This window comes from Mucilaginibacter sp. Mucisp86, assembly GCF_047324315.1.
In the GTDB taxonomy this organism is placed as follows: Bacteria; Bacteroidota; Bacteroidia; order Sphingobacteriales; family Sphingobacteriaceae; genus Mucilaginibacter.
Genome location: NZ_CP168503.1, coordinates 5,956,553 through 5,974,314 on the forward strand (window position 1 = coordinate 5,956,553; position 17,762 = coordinate 5,974,314).

Annotated in this window: 18 protein-coding genes; 10 read left to right on the forward strand and 8 right to left on the reverse strand. The window is 40.7% G+C overall.

All coding sequences use genetic code 11. The features are described 5' to 3' along the window. Positions 1-65: 65 nt before the first annotated feature. The 4 genes from ACEN9X_RS24935 to purB all read right to left on the reverse strand — a co-directional run bounded on the left by ACEN9X_RS24935 (position 66) and on the right by purB (position 3,476). Entirely contained in the window at positions 66-536 is a 471-nt protein-coding gene (locus tag ACEN9X_RS24935) for a RidA family protein (protein ID WP_413667709.1), read from the reverse strand. A 92-nt stretch (positions 537-628) separates the two neighbouring features. Next, a complete protein-coding gene (locus ACEN9X_RS24940; RefSeq protein WP_413667710.1) occupies positions 629-1,207 on the reverse strand; it encodes a Crp/Fnr family transcriptional regulator in 579 nt (192 codons plus the stop codon). 140 nt (positions 1,208-1,347) lie between these two features. Then, the gene (locus tag ACEN9X_RS24945; protein WP_413667711.1) at positions 1,348-1,899 is read right to left on the reverse strand and encodes a NifU family protein; all 552 of its coding nucleotides are present in this window, start codon (positions 1,897-1,899) and stop codon (positions 1,348-1,350) included. 233 nt (positions 1,900-2,132) lie between these two features. Further along, positions 2,133-3,476 (reverse strand): adenylosuccinate lyase, encoded by a 1,344-nt coding sequence (purB, locus tag ACEN9X_RS24950; protein WP_413667712.1) that lies wholly within the window; start codon positions 3,474-3,476, stop codon positions 2,133-2,135. Positions 3,477-3,687: 211 nt separating this feature from the next. Here purB and ACEN9X_RS24955 point away from each other — a divergent pair, with 211 nt between their 5' ends. From ACEN9X_RS24955 to ACEN9X_RS24975, 5 genes are all read left to right on the forward strand, one after another. After that, the gene (locus ACEN9X_RS24955) at positions 3,688-4,299 is read left to right on the forward strand and encodes a TetR/AcrR family transcriptional regulator (protein WP_413667713.1); all 612 of its coding nucleotides are present in this window, start codon (positions 3,688-3,690) and stop codon (positions 4,297-4,299) included. Between the two features lie 83 nt (positions 4,300-4,382). Beyond that, positions 4,383-5,732 carry a TolC family protein gene (locus ACEN9X_RS24960; protein ID WP_413667714.1) on the forward strand — a complete coding sequence of 450 codons (1,350 nt, stop codon included), beginning with the start codon at positions 4,383-4,385 and terminating at the stop codon, positions 5,730-5,732. A gap of 33 nt (positions 5,733-5,765) precedes the next feature. Next, entirely contained in the window at positions 5,766-6,869 is a 1,104-nt protein-coding gene (locus tag ACEN9X_RS24965; protein WP_413667715.1) for an efflux RND transporter periplasmic adaptor subunit, read from the forward strand. A 25-nt stretch (positions 6,870-6,894) separates the two neighbouring features. Further along, positions 6,895-10,317, forward strand: coding sequence for an efflux RND transporter permease subunit (locus ACEN9X_RS24970; protein ID WP_413667716.1), 3,423 nt, complete (start codon positions 6,895-6,897; stop codon positions 10,315-10,317). 124 nt (positions 10,318-10,441) lie between these two features. Beyond that, positions 10,442-10,921 (forward strand): DUF4126 family protein, encoded by a 480-nt coding sequence (locus tag ACEN9X_RS24975; protein ID WP_413667717.1) that lies wholly within the window; start codon positions 10,442-10,444, stop codon positions 10,919-10,921. Here ACEN9X_RS24975 and ACEN9X_RS24980 read toward each other — a convergent pair. Continuing rightward, positions 10,918-12,045 carry a mechanosensitive ion channel family protein gene (locus ACEN9X_RS24980; RefSeq protein WP_413667718.1) on the reverse strand — a complete coding sequence of 376 codons (1,128 nt, stop codon included), beginning with the start codon at positions 12,043-12,045 and terminating at the stop codon, positions 10,918-10,920. The genes ACEN9X_RS24975 and ACEN9X_RS24980 overlap by 4 nt on opposite strands. A gap of 177 nt (positions 12,046-12,222) precedes the next feature. Between ACEN9X_RS24980 and ACEN9X_RS24985 the strand changes: the two genes are divergently transcribed. After that, positions 12,223-12,840, forward strand: a complete 618-nt coding sequence (locus ACEN9X_RS24985; protein ID WP_091221535.1) for a TetR/AcrR family transcriptional regulator — start codon at positions 12,223-12,225, stop codon at positions 12,838-12,840. 219 nt (positions 12,841-13,059) lie between these two features. Here the strand turns inward: ACEN9X_RS24985 and ACEN9X_RS24990 are convergent, their stop codons facing one another. The 3 genes from ACEN9X_RS24990 to ACEN9X_RS25000 form a co-directional block, all read right to left on the reverse strand. Beyond that, positions 13,060-13,473, reverse strand: a complete 414-nt coding sequence (locus ACEN9X_RS24990; RefSeq protein ID WP_413667719.1) for an OsmC family protein — start codon at positions 13,471-13,473, stop codon at positions 13,060-13,062. A gap of 106 nt (positions 13,474-13,579) precedes the next feature. Continuing rightward, on the reverse strand, positions 13,580-13,999 hold the full coding sequence (locus ACEN9X_RS24995) for a hypothetical protein (protein ID WP_091221526.1): 420 nt from the start codon (positions 13,997-13,999) through the stop codon (positions 13,580-13,582). Positions 14,000-14,070: 71 nt separating this feature from the next. After that, positions 14,071-15,318: a nucleoside recognition domain-containing protein gene (locus ACEN9X_RS25000; protein WP_413667720.1), complete on the reverse strand. Its 1,248-nt coding sequence runs from the start codon at positions 15,316-15,318 to the stop codon at positions 14,071-14,073. A 74-nt stretch (positions 15,319-15,392) separates the two neighbouring features. Here ACEN9X_RS25000 and ACEN9X_RS25005 point away from each other — a divergent pair, with 74 nt between their 5' ends. From ACEN9X_RS25005 to ACEN9X_RS25020, 4 genes are all read left to right on the forward strand, one after another. Further along, a complete protein-coding gene (locus tag ACEN9X_RS25005) occupies positions 15,393-15,827 on the forward strand; it encodes a DinB family protein (protein ID WP_413667721.1) in 435 nt (144 codons plus the stop codon). After that, positions 15,827-16,243 carry a DUF3052 domain-containing protein gene (locus ACEN9X_RS25010; RefSeq protein ID WP_413667722.1) on the forward strand — a complete coding sequence of 139 codons (417 nt, stop codon included), beginning with the start codon at positions 15,827-15,829 and terminating at the stop codon, positions 16,241-16,243. The genes ACEN9X_RS25005 and ACEN9X_RS25010 overlap by 1 nt, the downstream gene beginning before the upstream one ends. An 80-nt stretch (positions 16,244-16,323) precedes the next feature. After that, positions 16,324-16,752 carry an OsmC family protein gene (locus tag ACEN9X_RS25015; RefSeq protein ID WP_413667723.1) on the forward strand — a complete coding sequence of 143 codons (429 nt, stop codon included), beginning with the start codon at positions 16,324-16,326 and terminating at the stop codon, positions 16,750-16,752. Between the two features lie 22 nt (positions 16,753-16,774). Next, positions 16,775-17,614: a maleylpyruvate isomerase N-terminal domain-containing protein gene (locus tag ACEN9X_RS25020; RefSeq protein ID WP_413667724.1), complete on the forward strand. Its 840-nt coding sequence runs from the start codon at positions 16,775-16,777 to the stop codon at positions 17,612-17,614. Positions 17,615-17,762 lie beyond the last annotated feature (148 nt).

Consider the following 17,762-nt stretch of genomic DNA (forward strand, 5'->3'; position numbering starts at 1 on the left):
ACGCCACGTTTCTTAGCCCTGCATATGCATTTGCTTTTAATATAGGAACATATTTTTATAACTGATCATTTCACCACTGTTGCCTCAAGTTCAACCTTTAAGGTTTCAAAAAGGCTTTTCACCTCCAATAAAGTTAAGGCTTGCTTAATTCCATGTTTAGATATCCAATCCTGTAATATTGGAAAATGGGGCCAAAGTTCGGCTGTGTTTGTTGTGTAAATATTCAGTCGTACAATACCTTTAGGTTCGTATCCTGCCTGGCTGATAACATGCTCAAGATTTTGCAGTGCCTGAATTAATTGAGATTTCATATCCTCATCGCTTGATTTTCCGTCTGCGTTTATCGCCGTCTGTCCCGAGATATACAAGGTGCTTCCTACGTTTTTTACTTCGACGGCCTGGACATAGCTACGTTTGTTTTGCCATTGCCAGGGATTGATAATTCTTTTTTCCATTTTATTGATGTTTTTTGTTTGCGCCAAAACGGGGGCGGTCGTAATTAATAAGAGTGCTAAAAGTGTCGCTGCTTTTTTCATATTCGCGCTTTGAATTTGCACTGCAAACTTGTTAATAACATCCGGAATGGAACGTTGACCTACCTCACGTTTTTGAAGTGAGGTAGGTCACATCAATAAGAAATTCTGCTTAGGGTTTCGCGCGAGACGCCGAGATAGGAGGCCAGCAGAGCCTTGGGCACACGATTAATAAGCGTTGGATACTGCTTAATAAGCTGTTCATAACGCTCCTTAGCGTTTGATGTAAGGGTGGATATAATACGCCTTTGTGAGGAAAGAAAACCGAAAGTTGCCTTTTCAAGAAAGAAGCGTTCCATCTTTTGAAGGCCATTACAAAGCTTTTTATAGTCTTCAAGTGTTAAGCACAGCACTTCGGTATCTTCAAGGCACTCCAGCGACATTGTTGCCGGGGATTCGGTATAGTAGGCATAAAAATCAGTCTCCCACCAGTCTTCCATAGCGAAAGCAACGATATGCTGCTTTCCTGTATCGTCGGTATATATAAGTTTTAAAAGACCTGAAACAACAAAGTAGTTATACTTAACAATCATGTCTTCCTGAATAAGGAATTGGTGTTTCCTGAATTTTTTAGTCGTGAAATGAGAAGATATGAACTCAAACTCATCATCAGTGAGCGGTATTATTTTTTCTATATGTTCCCGTAATTTATTCAGCATGATGTATGTCGGCATAAAGATAAGTTTGAAACCGCTTTATTCAAATCCATTCTACGATCACCCAATCGGGCAAAAAAAATCGGACAAAAACTAATTTAAAGTTTTTGTCCGACACAAGGGTAAGTAATAGGGCCCGGACCGTAAAATCAATAATATTATAACGCTTCAGAAACCACTTCAGTAACTTCTGGCACCATACGTTTAAGCAGGTTTTCGATGCCGGCTTTAAGGGTTACGGTTGATGACGGGCAACCGCTGCATGAACCGCGAAGTTCAACAGTTACAACGCCTTCGTTAAATGAACGGTAAGAGATAGCGCCGCCGTCCTGCTCAACAGCCGGGCGAACGTAATCATGCAGGATCTGCTGAATTTTAACTTCAGTTTCAGTACCTTCAAAGTTTCCGACTTCGGCTTCTTCCTCTAACTGGATCTTCAATTCTGATTCGATAGCGCCTTTGACAAACTCTTTCATTATCGGCTCAACATCTGCCCAGTCGCTGCCTTCAGTTTTGGTGATGGTAACAAAGTTGCTGGCAAAGAAAACGCCGTTTACAAACGAAAACTTATAAAGTTCCTTTGCAAAGGGTGAATGTTCGGCACTTTCCTTAGTAGGGAAGTCAACGCTGCCATTGATAAGCAGTTTGTTAACTATGAATTTCATAGTTGCCGGGTTAGGCGTTAATTCGGTATATACGTTGATGTTCATCGTTTCGTGTTTTTATTCAATCTAATTTAACAAATTTAGCTACCTTTTTTATTAAAAACGACCCTAAACTTTGTTATGACATTTCTTTGATGCGAAGATTTAGATGTGCAAATTTCAAATGTGCAGATATGCAAATGATTTTGATTTATTAATGCTTTAATTGCTCATCGATTTGCACATCTGAAATCTGCGCATTTGAAATCTACTAATCTGCACATTTGAAATTTGCACATCTAAATGCCTGTATAATTTAAAGGTGTTATCTTTTTGATCTCTTCTTTAATGGCGTCACTTACATTTAACGTATCAACAAACTCCGCTATTGTGTTGGCGTTGATCTGCTGATTGGTACGGGTAAGGTCTTTCAGTGCTTCGTACGGGTTAGGGTAAGCTTCGCGCCTTAATATAGTTTGGATAGCTTCGGCAACAACCGGCCAGTTAGCTTCCAGGTCGGCATTGATGGCGTCGGTGTTTAATAGCAACTTATTTAATCCCCTTACGGTTGACTTAATGGCAATCAATGTATGCGCAAAAGGCACGCCGATGTTCCTTAACACGGTAGAGTCTGTAAGGTCGCGCTGTAACCTTGATATTGGTAATTTGGCCGCAAGGTGCTCAAATAGTGCATTAGCGATGCCAAGGTTACCTTCAGAGTTTTCAAAATCGATAGGGTTAACCTTATGAGGCATGGCCGATGAACCAACTTCGCCCGCCTTGATTTTTTGTTTAAAGTAGTTCATGGATATGTAAGTCCACATATCGCGGTCAAGATCTATCAGTATATTGTTAATGCGCTTCAAGGCATCGCATTGCGCAGCAAAGTTGTCATAATGCTCAATCTGAGTGGTAAACTGTGAGCGCTTTAATCCCAGGATCTCATTTACAAAATGGTTGCCGAAAGCTTTCCAGTCTTTATCAGGGTAGGCAATAAAGTGGGCATTAAAGTTACCTGTGGCGCCGCCAAATTTAGCCGAATTAGGGATAGGTTTTAACAACTCCAGCTGGGCTTCCAAACGTTCAACAAAAACCAGAATTTCTTTGCCTAAACGGGTCGGTGAAGCTGGTTGGCCATGAGTATGGGCTAACAATGGAACATTCTCCCAATCTGCGGCGAAAGCTTTTAGGATACTAATCAGGTCATTAATAGCAGGGTAATAGCTATTGTTTAGTGCCAGTTTAAAAGTATACGGGATAGCGGTGTTGTTGATATCCTGGGAGGTAAGGCCAAAGTGAATAAATTCTTTGAACGGCTCCAGACCTAATTTATCAAACTCTTTTTTAATGAAATACTCAACGGCTTTAACGTCATGATTTGTCGTTTTTTCGATCACTTTGATACTTTCAGCGTCATCTTCCGAAAAATTCCTGTAAATATCGCGTAACTTTTCTGATAGATTTTTATCAAATGATTGTAACTGAGGTAGTGGATATTCGGCAAGTGCTATGAAATATTCTATCTCAACAAATACACGATACTTGATAAGTGCATATTCTGAAAAGTATGCGGCAAGTTCGGCGGTGGTGTTTCTATAACGGCCATCAATAGGCGAGATCGCTGAAAGTGAAGTAAGCGTCATATATTAAAAAGAGAGTGGGTAATAATTTTTTGCAAAGGTAAGCATTTTTGAGGTGCCAATGGCAGATTAAAAGCTTCGCAAATAAACCACAGGATAATAAGCATTAATTAAATGGATTTTAAAAATGAACAAGTATTTGTAATAAGAAAGTAAAAATGAATGGAAACTTTTTATTCAAAAAATGTTTCCTTAGTTTTGACCCGGAAAGTCAATGAGTCAAACAGAAAGAATTATTAAAGGCGCCGAAGACCTGTTTTTAACTGCAGGTATTAAAAGTATCACCATGGATGATATTGCCAGGCACCTTGGCATGTCGAAAAAAACGATCTATCAGTTTTTCAGAGACAAAAACGAATTGGTAGTTGCCCTTACAAAACAGAAGTTGAAAGAAGATGAGGATCAAATGAATGATATCATCAGCAAATCAAATAATGTAATTGAAGAGATGATCAACATGACCAAGTGTTCGGAAGAGATCTTTTCAAGGATCAACCCGATTGTTATTCATGATCTGCAAAAGTATCATCCCGAAGCCTGGAACGATTTTCAAAAATTTAAGGCCGAAGTATTGATCCAAAAAATGGAAGAACTTTTAATTAAAGGAATGGGGCAGGGTTACGTTCGTAAGGATATCGACGTAAAGATAATGGCACGGATGAGGGTAAACCAGGTTGAACTGGGTTTCAACACATCCATATTCCCGGTATCGGAGTTTAGTCCATGGAAGGTGCAGGTTCAGTTTTTAGATCATTTTAATTATGGCATTTGTACACTTGAAGGATACAAGCTGCTTAATGAGTATAAGAATATTAATAATGAATAACATGCTGACACACAGTTGTCATTAACAGCATGAAATTTGTATCAGTTTAGATGAAATCAAATCACTCAACCACAACATATATAATGAAATATCTATTTTACACGGCAATGTTACTTTGCGCCATAGCTGTTAAAGGGTACGGGCAGGAGGCTGCGCCTAACACGCAAACGTATAATTTTACGGTTCAGGACTGTGTTAATTATGCTTATGAGCATCAGAATACAGTTGTAAACTCGGCCCTTGATATTAAAAGTGCAGAGTATAAGGTAAAAGAAACAACAGGGATCGGCTTACCACAAATCAGCGGCTCAGCTTCGTTTCAGGATTATCTGAAGATCCCGACCACCTTATTACCGGGCGAATTTTTTGGTGCGCCTGGTACCTTTGTGCCGGTTAAGTTTGGTGTAAAGTACCAATCAAACTTAGGTCTTAGTTTAAACCAGATCCTTTTTAACGGGAGTTACCTCGTTGGTCTAAAGGCTTCAAAAACATACCGTGAGCTTTCACAACGTAGCTATACCCGTTCAAAAATTGAAGCTAATGTTGCTGTTACCAAAGCATATTACCAGGTTTTGGTAAGCGACGAACAAATAAAGCTGTACGATGCCAATATTGCCCAGTTAAAACAACAGGTTGACCAAACGGTAGCACAAAACAAGCAGGGCTTTGTTGAAAAGATTGATGTAGACCGCATTACCGTACAGTACAACAACTTAATAACCAACCGCGAAAATGTAATCCGCTCGCTGGCTTTGAATTATCAAATGCTGAAATTTCAGATGGGGATGCCCGTAGATGAAAATCTTGTGTTGAAAGATAAGCTAAGTGATATCAGTCTTGATAAGAATGTTGCGGAGTTAGCGGTAGATACCGGTTTTTACCATAACCGGATTGAATACTCCTTACAGGAGACTCAGAAGAAACTAAACGAACTCGATCTGCAAAACAAGAAATCAACTTATTTGCCAACATTAAGTGCTAACGGAAGCTACGCAGCATCGTATCAGGATAATAATTTCAGTAAGCTTTATAGCCAGGTTTTTCCTTCAAGTTATATCGGTTTAACGCTTAACGTACCTATTTTCAGTGGCGGGCAAAGGCTAAACCAGGTAAGGCAGGCAAAAATTGAAGTGCAAAAATCAACAAACGACCTCGTAAACCTTAAAAATACGATTAACCTTGATGCTAAGGTGGCAACTGTGTCGTATATTAATGGTTTACAATCGCTTAATAACCAAAAGCGTAACCAGCAGCTTGCACAGGAAGTACTGCGTGTTTCAAAAATAAAATATCAGCAGGGCGTTGGCTCAAGTATTGAAGTTACACAAGCCCAAACCAGTCTTGAGGATGCCGATAACCAATATATACAAGGCCTTTATGAGGCCCTGGTTAGTAAAGTTGACCTTGATAAAGCTTACGGACGAATTAAATAACAACAACACTAAACTCACTATATAACAATGAAAATGAAAAATTTTATATACATACCGTTCCTGGTTTTACTGGCTGCCTGCTCAAGTAAACCCAAAGATAAAAAGGCCGAACTGGCCGACCTGCAAAAACAGCAATCGGATATCAATTCAAAAATAGCGAAACTGCAGGCCGAAATGGGCACTACAGATTCGGTTAAGAGCACTGATGTAAGTGTTACCGAGGTTAAAAACGGAAACTTTACTAACTACGTGCAGATTCAGGGTAAAATAGATGCTCAGGATAACGTTACTGCCTATCCGCAGGCATCAGCGGTTATTACTGCTATTTATGTAAAACCGGGTCAGCATGTAACTAAAGGCCAGGTGTTAGCACAGCTGGATAATAGCGTTATGCAACAAAATATAGCACAGGCAGAAGCACAGGTTAGCTTGAGCCAACAATTGTTTGATCGTCAAAAAAATCTTTGGGATCAGAAAATTGGCACCGAAGTACAATATCTGCAAGCTCAAACCGCATTACAAAGCAATCAGAAAGCTTTGGCTTCCTTAAAAAGGCAATCGGGTTTATACCGCATCATATCGCCAATTAGTGGTACAGTAGATCAAATGGACCTGAAATTGGGGCAGGGTGCCACTCCGGGTCAAACAGGGATCCGTATTGTGAATGCCGATGTTTTAAAAGTTAAGGCTGATGTTCCTGAATCATATGCAAGCAGCGTGAACACTGGTAATGATGTTAAGATATTGATTCCGGATGCAAAGGATTCATTAGTTACTAAAGTAACTTTTGCTGCTAAAGCTATCGACCCAACGTCGCGTAGTTTTGGTGTGGAGGTTAAATTACCTCAGCGCAGCACACTTCGCCCTAACATGACCGCAATTTTAAAAATTGCTGATTATTCAAAAACAAATACCATAGCAGTACCGGTTAAAGCTATACAGAAATCAGAAAACGGCGACCATGTTTTTGTTAATCAAAATGGTATTGCCAAACAGGTAAATGTAAAATCGGGCGTTACCTATGGTGGTCAAACAGAGATATTATCAGGCCTGAAAGCAGGCGACCAGCTGGTTGTTGAAGGTGCAACTGAAATTGAGGATGGCGATAAGATCAAAGTTGTTCAGTCGGCCAATTAGTTATTAACCAATTGATCTGTTCATTATGAAAGATGTAAAAAAAGAATTTGGCCCTTCAAGCTGGGCCATTGATAACAAAACAGCCATCTATGTGCTCATGTTCCTGATCACAGCACTTGGCTTGATAAGTTATAACCGCCTGCCAAAGGAAAACTTTCCGGATATAGCGCAATCAAAGGTGTTTATACAAACAACCTATGCCGGGCAGTCTCCACAAAATATTGAGAACCTGGTGACTCGACAAATTGAAAAGCAATTGAAGTCGTTAAAAGGCTTAAAAAAGGTGACCTCAAACTCGGTACAGAATGTTTCCATTATTACGGCCGAATTTCAAGCCAACATTAATATTAAGGATGCAAAAATCGATGTAAAGGACGCAGTCGATAAGGCTAAGCAGGATCTGCCCCAAAATGACGATAACCTTAAGGAACCGGTAATATCCGATATTAATGTTGCCGATTTGCCCATCTTATACATCAATATATCAGGTAATTATGATCTTAAGAGGCTCAAGGAGTATGCTGATGTTTTAAAAGACGAAATAGAAGGTTACAAGGAAATATCTAAAGTTGATGAGGTAGGTGCTTTAACTCCCGAAATACAGGTAAACGTTGATCTTAATAAAATGGCTGCTACCCAAATAAGCTTCGGTGATATTATTAAAGCCATTGGGGATGAAAATATTCTTTCGTCGGCAGGTACAGTTAAAACGGATGGAATACGTCGCAGTATCGATATCAAGCAGGATTTTAAAAATGCAGATGAGGTAGCTGCTATGGCAATTCGTAACCCAAAAGGCCAAACAATTTATTTGAGGGACATAGCTGAGATAAAAGACTCATTTTTAGAACAGGAAAGTTATGCAAGGTTAAAAACTAATGATAACCCCAACTTTAAGAACGTAATTACCCTCAACGTAAGTAAAAGAGCGGGAGAGAACCTGATAGAGGCATCGGATAAGATCAATGAGTTGATCAAACTTAAACAGAAAACGGTTTTTCCTAAAGGATTAGATATTGTTGTAACGGGAGATCAGTCAGACAAAACACGTACAACTCTGAATGACCTCATCAATACTATAGTTATCGGCTTCCTTTTGGTTACCGTTATCCTGATGTTTTTCATGGGCACAACCAACGCTATTTTCGTGGCGCTATCTGTGCCTTTATCGTGCTTTATCGCTTTCCTGGTAATGCCGGCCATCGGATTCACCCTCAATATGATTGTGTTATTTTCGTTCCTGCTGGCGTTAGGTATTGTGGTGGATGATGCTATTGTGGTTATTGAAAATACCCATCGTATTTTTGCTAACGGAAAAGTACCTATTAAGGAAGCTGCAAAAATGGCTGCAGGCGAAGTGTTCTTACCGGTATTTTCAGGTACAATGACTACTTTGGCGCCGTTTATACCATTGGCTTTCTGGAATAGTTTGATAGGCCATTTTATGTTCTTCCTGCCTATTACGCTGATTATAACACTGCTGGCATCGCTGGTTGTAGCTTATATCTTTAATCCGGTATTTGCGGTTGACTTTATGAGACCCCATCATGATGGCGAACATGATAATCCCAAGTTTGACAGGCCAACAAAAAGGGCTATGATATTTTTGGCGATAGCTGCAGTTATCGGTTACCTGATGAACGTTGGGGTTGGTAACCTGATAGTGCTGATCATGGTATTATACCTGATCAACCACTTCTTCCTGTTGCGGGTTATTGACAGGTTTCAGAAAAATGCCTGGCCTAAATTTCAAAACTGGTATGCAAAATGGCTTGAGCGTGCGGTACACCGTCCGGTTATAGTTTTACTGGGAACCATTGGCTTATTCGTTTTTGCTATCTTCTTTATGGCTGTGCGAGGTAAAACACCGGAGTTTTTCCCATCTGGTGATCCTAACTTTGCCTATGTATATATTACCTTGCCTATAGGTACCGATCAAGCTTATACGAATGAAGTTACCCGGCAAATAGAAAAGCGTGTTGCTCAGGTTGTTGAACCAGATAAGGATGTAGTATCGTCGGTAATCTCAAACGTGACTAAAGGCGTAACCGATCCTACCGATGAAGATCAGGGTGATTATGAAAATAAAGGCAAGGTTACTGTTGCCTTTGTAGAATTTGGCAAACGTAACGGTAAGGATACTAAAAAAGTATTAGCCAATATCCGCGCGGCGGTACAAGGTATTCCAGGGGCAAAAATAGCAGTAGCTCAGGAAAACAGCGGTCCGCCCGTACAAAAGGATATCAGTATAGAGATAGTTGGCGACAATCTTGACACTCTTGTTGCCACGGGTAATCGACTAAAAAGTTACCTCGCAAAGCAAAACATCGCTGGTATTGAAAACCTTATTGCCGACGTACAAAGCGATAAGCCGGAAATTGTTTTCGATGTAAATCGTGAACGAGCAAATCGCGAGGGCATAAGTTCATCACAGGTAAATCAATCATTGGGGGCAGCTATATTTGGTGCTAAAGCTGCAGATTTCAGAAATACCAAGGAAGATGATTATCAAATAAAAGTACGTGCTTTAGAGAGTCAACGAAGCGATATTGATGCATTGCGAAACATAAAAATCACTTATCGTGATATGGCAATGAACGGAACAATACGCCAGGTTCCTATCTCAGCTTTTACTGACGTGCGTTACACAACGACTTACAGCAATATCAAGCGTAAACAGCAACGCAGAGTATTGACACTGGGTTCAAATGTTATTAAGCCTAATAACCCTAATGAGGTTAATGCCAATATTTTGAAAGCTATAAACAACTTCAAAAAGCCGGATAATGTTATCATAAGGCAGGGCGGTGGTCAGGAAGACCAAATGGAAGCCATGACTTTCCTGCTTTCTGCTCTTGGCGTGTCATTCGGGCTTATCCTCATTATTTTAATGATCCAGTTTAACTCTATTGGCAAAACGCTTATTATTATCAGCGAGATACTCTTCAGTATTATTGGTGTGTTGCTGGGTGTTACCGTATTTGGCATGACCATGTCTATCGTAATGACTGGTATCGGTATCATTGCACTCGCCGGCGTGGTTGTTCGTAACGGGATCTTATTAGTTGAGTTTACCGATATGCTGTTGGAGCAGGGCGTAAGCATCCATGATGCCGTGGTTGAAGCCGGCCATACCCGTATGACTCCGGTACTCCTTACCGCAACAGCTGCTATTTTAGGTTTAATACCGCTGGCAGTTGGTTTCAATATTGATTTCGTGGGCTTGTTTACCCGTTTTGAACCGCATATCCACTTTGGTGGTGATAACGTTGCTTTCTGGGGGCCGCTGGCCTGGACAATGATCTTCGGTTTAGGTTTCGCTACCATTATTACATTGATCCTTGTGCCGTGTTTATACCTGATCCGTTATAACCTTAAGGCAAGGTTATTTGGTAAAAAATCGGTTGAAGTTAAGCATGCCGCAGTATTAGAAACAGAAGCAGTTTAAGAAAAAACTGTTTAGTTAAAAAAACGGCCGTGCTAATACAGTACGGTCGTTTTTGCATTATAGATTTTTAATCAGAAACATCATAGGATATTTAGAGTTATTTAAGCATACGTTTTGAAACAAAATGAAAGCATTAAAACCACTTTGGCCAGTAATTGGCCTGGGCACGTTAGCTGGTATGCGCACCTTGTCTGCGCCGGTTATGACCACTCATATCTTAAGTCGTCATCCATCAAAAAAATTGGATAAATCGCCGTTACGGTTTATCCAATCGCCTACGATAGCTGCCGTTTTGAAGATCTTATCTGTCACTGAGCTTATCGCGGATAAATTGCCTTCAACGCCAAACAGGATAGAGCCAGCCGCTATAGCAGGCAGATGCTTATCCGGTGCTTTGGCTGGTGCAAGTATTTATAAATCAGTTGGAGGAAAATGGTTAACCGGTACATTGATTGGAGGAGCGACAGCAATAGCGGCTACCTACGGAAGCTACTATTTACGCAAAAACATAGTTAAAGCCAATCACATTGCCGATCCATGGATAGGCGCGGCTGAAGATGCTTTGGTAATAGGGGTGGGTATCGGTCTAAATAAGTTGGTTTAAGAAGCAGGGGCGGGTTGAATATATTTTTCAAGCTCGCCCAGGTTGCTGAATTCATTACGTGAGCGTGGAAGGCTATTGGGATAATTCTTTTGGATAAAGGTTATCAGATTTTCACGAATATAACAACGAAGGTCGAATGCGTTTGATGAGGTACTTGAGCTCATTAGTACCCTGATTTCAATAACATGCTCCCGTACGTCCGTTACCTGTACTACCTTAACCCGCTTATCCCAAAGGTTTGATTTTACGATCAACCGCTCAAATTCTTCGCGTATGGCATCAACGGGAACGGTATGGTCCATGTATAAAAACACGGTGCCCAGGATGTCTGCCGATGTACGCGTCCAGTTTTGAAAAGGTTTTTGGATAAAATAATTGATTGGCAGTATCAGTCTTCGTTCATCCCAGATCTTTAAAACCACATAGGTAAGCGTAATCTCTTCCACGCGGCCCCATTCGCCCTCAACTACCAAAACATCATCAATACGGATAGGCTGGGTAAACGCTATCTGAAAGCCTGCAAGCAGGTTACCTAAAGAGTTTTGCGCAGCAAAGCCAACTATAATACCGCCAATACCAACACCAGTAAGCAGGCCTGTGCCTATCTTACGCATACTTTCAAAACTAAGCAGGATGATGGCTATAGTCAAAAAAATGATAGTTACTATAATGATCTTACGGATGAACTGGATCTGCGTTCGCACTTTGCGCTCTTTCAGGTTGTCAACCTTGTTAAGGTCATAAGTATGATAAATATAATCTTCCAGGATTCGCACCGAACGCACAATTAAGCCTGCAAATGATATGGTAAGCAAAATTTCAATTATTTTATCAAGTGGCTGATAATAAAGCTTGTTCATCCGCATTAGCGGCGAAAATAAATTGAGTAGAAATAAGGGTATAAAATAAGCCACCGCCGGCCCCAGGTTTACAATTATTGACCGCAATATGGAATAATCTGTGTCTTTGCGTTGAGCGTAAATCCTGAACAACCTGGTTATAATAAATTTAGCGAAAAGGCCAATAAGTATTGCCGAAGCGATAATGACCAGGTTCCAGGCAAAGGAGGGGATCCGTTGCGAAAACTCAAGCAAGTCAGGCGGTAATCTGTTTTCTATATCCATAATCACAGAACTTGTTTACCCTATAAAATAGTCAGAATGTAAAATTGTTTTAGCAAATGCCCCATCACCGGGTGTTGCTACATTTATTTAATGAATTTTTGATAGTTTTGTTAAAAAAGTCAGGAAATCGATTGTGTTGACTTTATTTGTTTACCTGTTTTTAGAAAAATTTTTCACATGGCAGCAGCGAATGACCAGCAGGATATTAAAAGGGAGAAAATTTTAGAGGCCTCGCATCAGCGCTTTTTACATTACGGTTATTCAAAAACTACTATGAATGAAATAGCCGGCGATCTTTCTATGTCAAAGGCCCTGCTGTACTATTATTTCCCTGATAAAAGTCAGTTGTACATTGCCGTAATGCGCAAGCTTGCTACTGATTATCTTAAAACACTCGAAAACAGGTTAAATAGCTTTACCAATTTAAAAGAAGCTTTCACGTTCCAGGTAAATACCCATCACGAGTTCATCGTTAATAATTACAACTTTTTTGATTTTTTCAGGCTTAACGAGCAAAATCTCCCCGAAGCCATCTGGGAGATAGTTGGCGAAGTACGTGGCGCTGAATTGGGCCTGTTGAGCAATGCTATTAAAACAGAAGTTGAAAAAGGAGCTATAAAACCCGTTGAAAACCCCGATGAGATTGTTGACGTATTGATGGATGCCTTACATGGCATTAGGGTGGGATCCATATCCCAAAAGAAAACAAACTTCCCCCGTAAGGAACATCTTGAAGAAATCCATACAAAAAAACTCCTTCTGCTCGATATTTTTATCAAAGGGTTAACTGCCTAAAGTCATCTGAAAGTATAAATGGTCTGTACTGTCAGTTAGCCGTCAAATGAACTGTCTGTTGAGTGCTGTAGCTCCTATTTATGGGTACATTTGTACTTATAAATAGTTTAATAGCCAGGTAATTACCTTCCTGTTCAAATTATTTATAAATACTTCTTTTTTAAGAGGTGATTGTTTTAGAGTGATTTAGCCTGCGTAGCTTTTTGCCGCGCGGGCTTTTTATATATTGATATTTGTGTTAATATCAATGTTGCCAACCAGTATTTTATGAACCGGGCAGGCATTTGCTATTTTAAGCAACCTGCCCCGTTGCTCGTCATCGACTTCGCCCTTAAAGCTTAGCTTGGTTTCTATGCGTGTGCCGCTTAAAGTTTTATACATCTCAATATCAGCTTTGATTTCTTCTATCGGCCACATTTTCCGATCGATGTACATGCGCAGGGTAATAACCGTACAGCTTGCGAGACTCGCCAGTAATAAACTAAATGGGTTCATGCCGGTGTTGGTGCCATTGGCTTTCAATGGTTCGTCGGTGATAAGGCCATGCCCGCCGCTGTTAACTACTGTTTGATATTGGGTACGCCCTATAAATGCGGTGGCACTTTCTATCAGCTCAAGTCCAGTTTCTTCCATAAGGCTTATAGTGGTGTATTGTTATTAGTCTTTAGTCATAAGTGCTAAGTTCAGAAAGGCGAGGGGCCCGGGCTTTTGACTTCCGGCTCAATACTTCTGACTTTGTCTATTCAGCTGTTTCGTTAATGTCTACCAAAGCCCAGTTCTTTTTTAAGTATCTAGGGCCTCCATTATATCTCAGGATCACTTCAAAATTGGTACGGTTTGTTTCCCCTCTGCTGCCTCTTGAAAGCACGTACGATTTAATGATGAAAACCGAATCGGCTTTTTTTCCAAACTGGTATTTATCGTCAGGAAAAGAGATGTTACCGTTACGGATGGTTGGTGTTACAAATTCCTTGGCAATTTTATAAGCATCATCAGCATTGGGCATTTTACTAAATGACAATACTTCGGGTACTCCACCCGATGTGGCAAATTTGGCCATGACAAATATGAATATTATGCCGGCAACAACTATGGCATACACGCCTTTCATAGCACGCTTTTTTTTAAGGTGCTTTTCCTTAAGATAAGTTTGAGTCATTAGTTTATAAAGGGTGCGATAAAATTAGTAATTAATTTGATGAATAAAGCAAGCCCCTTTTTAAGAGGTAATTACGGCTGATGGCCAAAGAATAAGTAAGCGATAAAGATAGCCGCAATAACACCAGCCAAATCGGCAATAAGTCCTGCCGGGATGGCATAGCGTGATTTTTTAATACCCACCGAACCAAAGTATAAAGCCACAATATAAAACGTGGTATCAGCTGAACCGTTAAAGATTCCGGCAAGCCGGCCTGCAAATTTGTCGACACCGAAATTTTGCATTACGGTTATCATCATGCCCTTTGATCCTGATCCGCTAAGAGGTTTCAGGTACGCTACCGGCATAGCGTCAACAAAACGGGTATCCAAATTAAACTGAACGCAAACCCAGCGTAATCCTTCGTTCATATAATCAAGCGCGCCACAACTCCTGAACACGCTTATCCCCACCAGCATCGCTACCAGATAGGGGATTATTTTTACAGACGTTTCAAAGCCGCCTTTGGCACCCTCTACAAAAACTTCAAATACATTTACCTTTTTTATAAGTCCGCCGACTATAAATATCACCGGAATGGTAAACAGCATCACATTGCTGATAACGGATGATACCGTGCTGATCTGCTCTTTGGTAAGCTGGGTAGTAAAATACCATACAACTAATGTAATAAAAGCAGTAACCCCGCCAAGCCAACCAATAATTACCCTGTCAAAAAGGTTGATCTTTTGTTTGATGGCCACGGCTATAAGGCCAACTACTGTGGCTACATAGGTAGCGATGATACAAGGTAAAAATACTTCGGCCGGGTCTTTTGAGTTTAGGATGGCCCTTTGCGCGATGATGGTAACAGGTAATAATTGTAAGCCCGATGTGTGCAGCACCAGGAACATGATCTGGGCATTTGAAGCGGTTTCTTTATCTGGATTAAGCTCTTGCAGGCTGCCCATCGCTTTTAAGCCGAGTGGGGTTGCAGCATTATCAAGCCCCATTAAATTGGCCGAAAAGTTCATCATCATCTGGCCGGTAGCAGGGTGATCTTTGGGTACATCGGGGAATAAACGACTAAAGAAAGGCCTTACTATTCGGGACAAAAAATTGATAGCCCCTGCTTTTTCGCCGATATTCAAAATACCAAGCCAGAACGCCATCGAACCTATCAGCGGCAGCGCGATATCCATTACTGACGACTTGGACGAATTAAACAATCCTTCAACCAATAATTTGAAAGCTTCTGTATCGCCAAAAAAAACTAATTTTATGAGTGAAACTACAAATGCAATTACAAAAAAAGCTATCCAGATATAGTTAAGCGCCATAGTAATGTTTAAGGCTTTGAAGTTAGTGCTTTTGTTGTTTAATATGAAATGCTGATATTTTTATACAACTACCAATGAACGAGGTAACCAACAAACTCACCGGAATTATAGATAAAGTAAGGGAACTAAAATACCATGATATTGACTGGGCTTATAAAGCCTCTCCTGCTAAGTGGTCAAAGAAAGAGGTGATTGGGCATTTGATTGACAGCGCCCAAATTAACTTGCAACGTTTTGTACGCTGTACTTATGAAGAAAACTTCAGGCTTACCTATAACCAGGTTGAATGGGTTGTTGCCGCCCGTTATCAGGACGGCAATATTAACGAGCTGATTGAACTTTGGACTTTATTGAATCGGCAGATTGTACGGGTTTTAGAGAATTATCCCGCCGACAGGTTAGGTGCACGTTGCGATAATAGTAAACAGGAACCCAACCTCCAAACCGTTGAGTGGCTTGCTGCCGACTATGTTGATCACATGCTGCATCACCTAAAAGATATATTGTAATGGCGGGCTATTCAGGTACTCCATTGGCAAAAAAGCTTGGCATAAAGACAGGAACAAAGCTTATGGTTGTAAATGCACCCGGCCGTTATCCTGATCTGTTTACGGACTTGCCAACAGATGTTTATTTCACAGATGATCTTTCGCTTGAAAATGATGTGATCCATTTCTTTAGTAAAAGTGCTGATGAATACCGCGTGAATCTGCCCGAACTAATGAAACAAATAAAGCAGGATGGCATGATCTGGGTTTCCTGGCCAAAAAAGGCTTCAAAAGTAGTTACGGATATCACAGAAGACCTGATCAGAAATTTCGCACTGCAGATTGGCCTGGTTGATGTTAAGGTTTGTGCCGTTGATGAAGTTTGGTCGGGGTTAAAATTGGTTATCCCGGTTAAAGACAGAAAATATATGATGTAGGTCATTTTTGGTTAAACAACCGTAGTGTGTTTCAGCATAAGCGTACAATTGTATAACTTAGCACAATAATACCTGATAATATGGCTCAGATTAATTTAAAACGTGTACATGGCGATTTTGGCTTTGAAGCTGTTGACGCCAACGGGCACACCGTAAAAATGGACAGCAGTCCGGAAAGTGGCGGCCAGGACTTTGGGATCCGCCCAATGCAGATGCTTTTAATGGGCCTTGCCGGTTGTTCGGCAATTGACGTGATCAGTATCCTGAAAAAGCAGCGCCAGGAAATAACCGATTATAAAATGGTGGTTAACGGCGAACGTGAAGCAGGTAAAGAGCCTTCATTGTGGGAGGATGTGGATATTGAATTCCATATCTACGGCAATGTTGACGAGGACAAAGCTGTACGTGCTGCCGAACTTTCTATTAACAAATACTGCTCAGTTGCTGCAACACTTGCAAAAGCCGGTGCAGAAATTAAGTGGAAGGTAATTGTGCACCCTGCTGAATAATAAAGTTTATTAAAAATATCAAATGGCGGAACAGGAAGTCCCTATTAAAACAGTTCACCTGTTCCCCCTTTTGGATCAAAAGCTGATAGCGCTGCTCAAGTCATTATCAGCCGAAGAATGGAACAAGCCTACATTAGCAAAGCTTTGGACGATAAAAGATATTGCCGCTCATTTGCTTGATGGTAACATCCGGGTTATCTCTTCCGCTCATCAATTCGCCGGAGATCCTCCGCCCAATCCCATTAATAGCTATCGCGATTTAGTAGATTTTCTGAATGGATTAAACGCCACCTGGGTAAAAGCCATGAGGCGTGTGAGTCCTCAACTGCTTATCGAACTTTTGGAAACAACCGGTAAGCAATACAGCGAGATCATGGCAGCTGCTGACTTGTTTGCACCTGCGCCATTTTCAGTAGCCTGGGCAGGTGAAGATAAATCTGTTAACTGGTTTCATATTGCCCGCGAATACACGGAAAAATTTCATCACCAACAGCAAATCCGCGAGGCTGTAGGTAAACAGGGTATTATCACAGCCCAATTGTTTTACCCCTGTGTTGATACTTTTATGTGCGGATTATCTCATGCTTACCGCACGGTGATAGCCAATACAGGTGCGCTTATACAAATAATAATAACCGGAGAGGCTGGAGGGAGCTGGCACTTGCTTAAAACAGCAGAAGGATGGACGTTAACCAAAGAAGCTGGTCTTGCACCGGATACAATCATTACTTTATCGCCTGATATTGCCTGGAAAGTATTCACTAAAGGTATTGATCCGCAAACAGCACTGGAAGCCTCTCATATCAGCGGAAATATTAACCTTGGCGAAAATCTGTTCAACATGGTTGCCGTGATGGCTTAACAACTATTTTGTTTATTTACCCTTTCTCTGTACAAAACTGTATTCTTTTTTACTCATTAACCATTTGGTACAAAAAGTTAGAAAATTGCTGTTTGTTGCCTTTTTAAATGAGCCTGGACTGCGTCATAAAAACACGGGTGATTTACTT

Excerpts from the sequence above, each read along its gene's own strand:
- ACEN9X_RS24975 (WP_413667717.1), top strand. The coding sequence starts at position 10,442 with ATGAAAGCATTAAAACCACTTTGGCCAGTAATTGGCCTGGGCACGTTA.
- ACEN9X_RS25010 (WP_413667722.1), top strand. The coding sequence starts at position 15,827 with ATGGCGGGCTATTCAGGTACTCCATTGGCAAAAAAGCTTGGCATAAAG.
- ACEN9X_RS24935 (WP_413667709.1), bottom strand. The coding sequence starts at position 536 with ATGAAAAAAGCAGCGACACTTTTAGCACTCTTATTAATTACGACCGCC.
- ACEN9X_RS24945 (WP_413667711.1), bottom strand. The coding sequence starts at position 1,899 with ATGAACATCAACGTATATACCGAATTAACGCCTAACCCGGCAACTATG.
- ACEN9X_RS25005 (WP_413667721.1), top strand. The coding sequence starts at position 15,393 with ATGAACGAGGTAACCAACAAACTCACCGGAATTATAGATAAAGTAAGG.
- ACEN9X_RS24955 (WP_413667713.1), top strand. The coding sequence starts at position 3,688 with ATGAGTCAAACAGAAAGAATTATTAAAGGCGCCGAAGACCTGTTTTTA.
- purB (WP_413667712.1), bottom strand. The coding sequence starts at position 3,476 with ATGACGCTTACTTCACTTTCAGCGATCTCGCCTATTGATGGCCGTTAT.
- ACEN9X_RS25020 (WP_413667724.1), top strand. The coding sequence starts at position 16,775 with ATGGCGGAACAGGAAGTCCCTATTAAAACAGTTCACCTGTTCCCCCTT.
- ACEN9X_RS24940 (WP_413667710.1), bottom strand. The coding sequence starts at position 1,207 with ATGCCGACATACATCATGCTGAATAAATTACGGGAACATATAGAAAAA.
- ACEN9X_RS24965 (WP_413667715.1), top strand. The coding sequence starts at position 5,766 with ATGAAAAATTTTATATACATACCGTTCCTGGTTTTACTGGCTGCCTGC.
- ACEN9X_RS24985 (WP_091221535.1), top strand. The coding sequence starts at position 12,223 with ATGGCAGCAGCGAATGACCAGCAGGATATTAAAAGGGAGAAAATTTTA.
- ACEN9X_RS24960 (WP_413667714.1), top strand. The coding sequence starts at position 4,383 with ATGAAATATCTATTTTACACGGCAATGTTACTTTGCGCCATAGCTGTT.
- ACEN9X_RS25000 (WP_413667720.1), bottom strand. The coding sequence starts at position 15,318 with ATGGCGCTTAACTATATCTGGATAGCTTTTTTTGTAATTGCATTTGTA.
- ACEN9X_RS24980 (WP_413667718.1), bottom strand. The coding sequence starts at position 12,045 with ATGGATATAGAAAACAGATTACCGCCTGACTTGCTTGAGTTTTCGCAA.
- ACEN9X_RS24990 (WP_413667719.1), bottom strand. The coding sequence starts at position 13,473 with ATGGAAGAAACTGGACTTGAGCTGATAGAAAGTGCCACCGCATTTATA.
- ACEN9X_RS24970 (WP_413667716.1), top strand. The coding sequence starts at position 6,895 with ATGAAAGATGTAAAAAAAGAATTTGGCCCTTCAAGCTGGGCCATTGAT.
- ACEN9X_RS24995 (WP_091221526.1), bottom strand. The coding sequence starts at position 13,999 with ATGACTCAAACTTATCTTAAGGAAAAGCACCTTAAAAAAAAGCGTGCT.
- ACEN9X_RS25015 (WP_413667723.1), top strand. The coding sequence starts at position 16,324 with ATGGCTCAGATTAATTTAAAACGTGTACATGGCGATTTTGGCTTTGAA.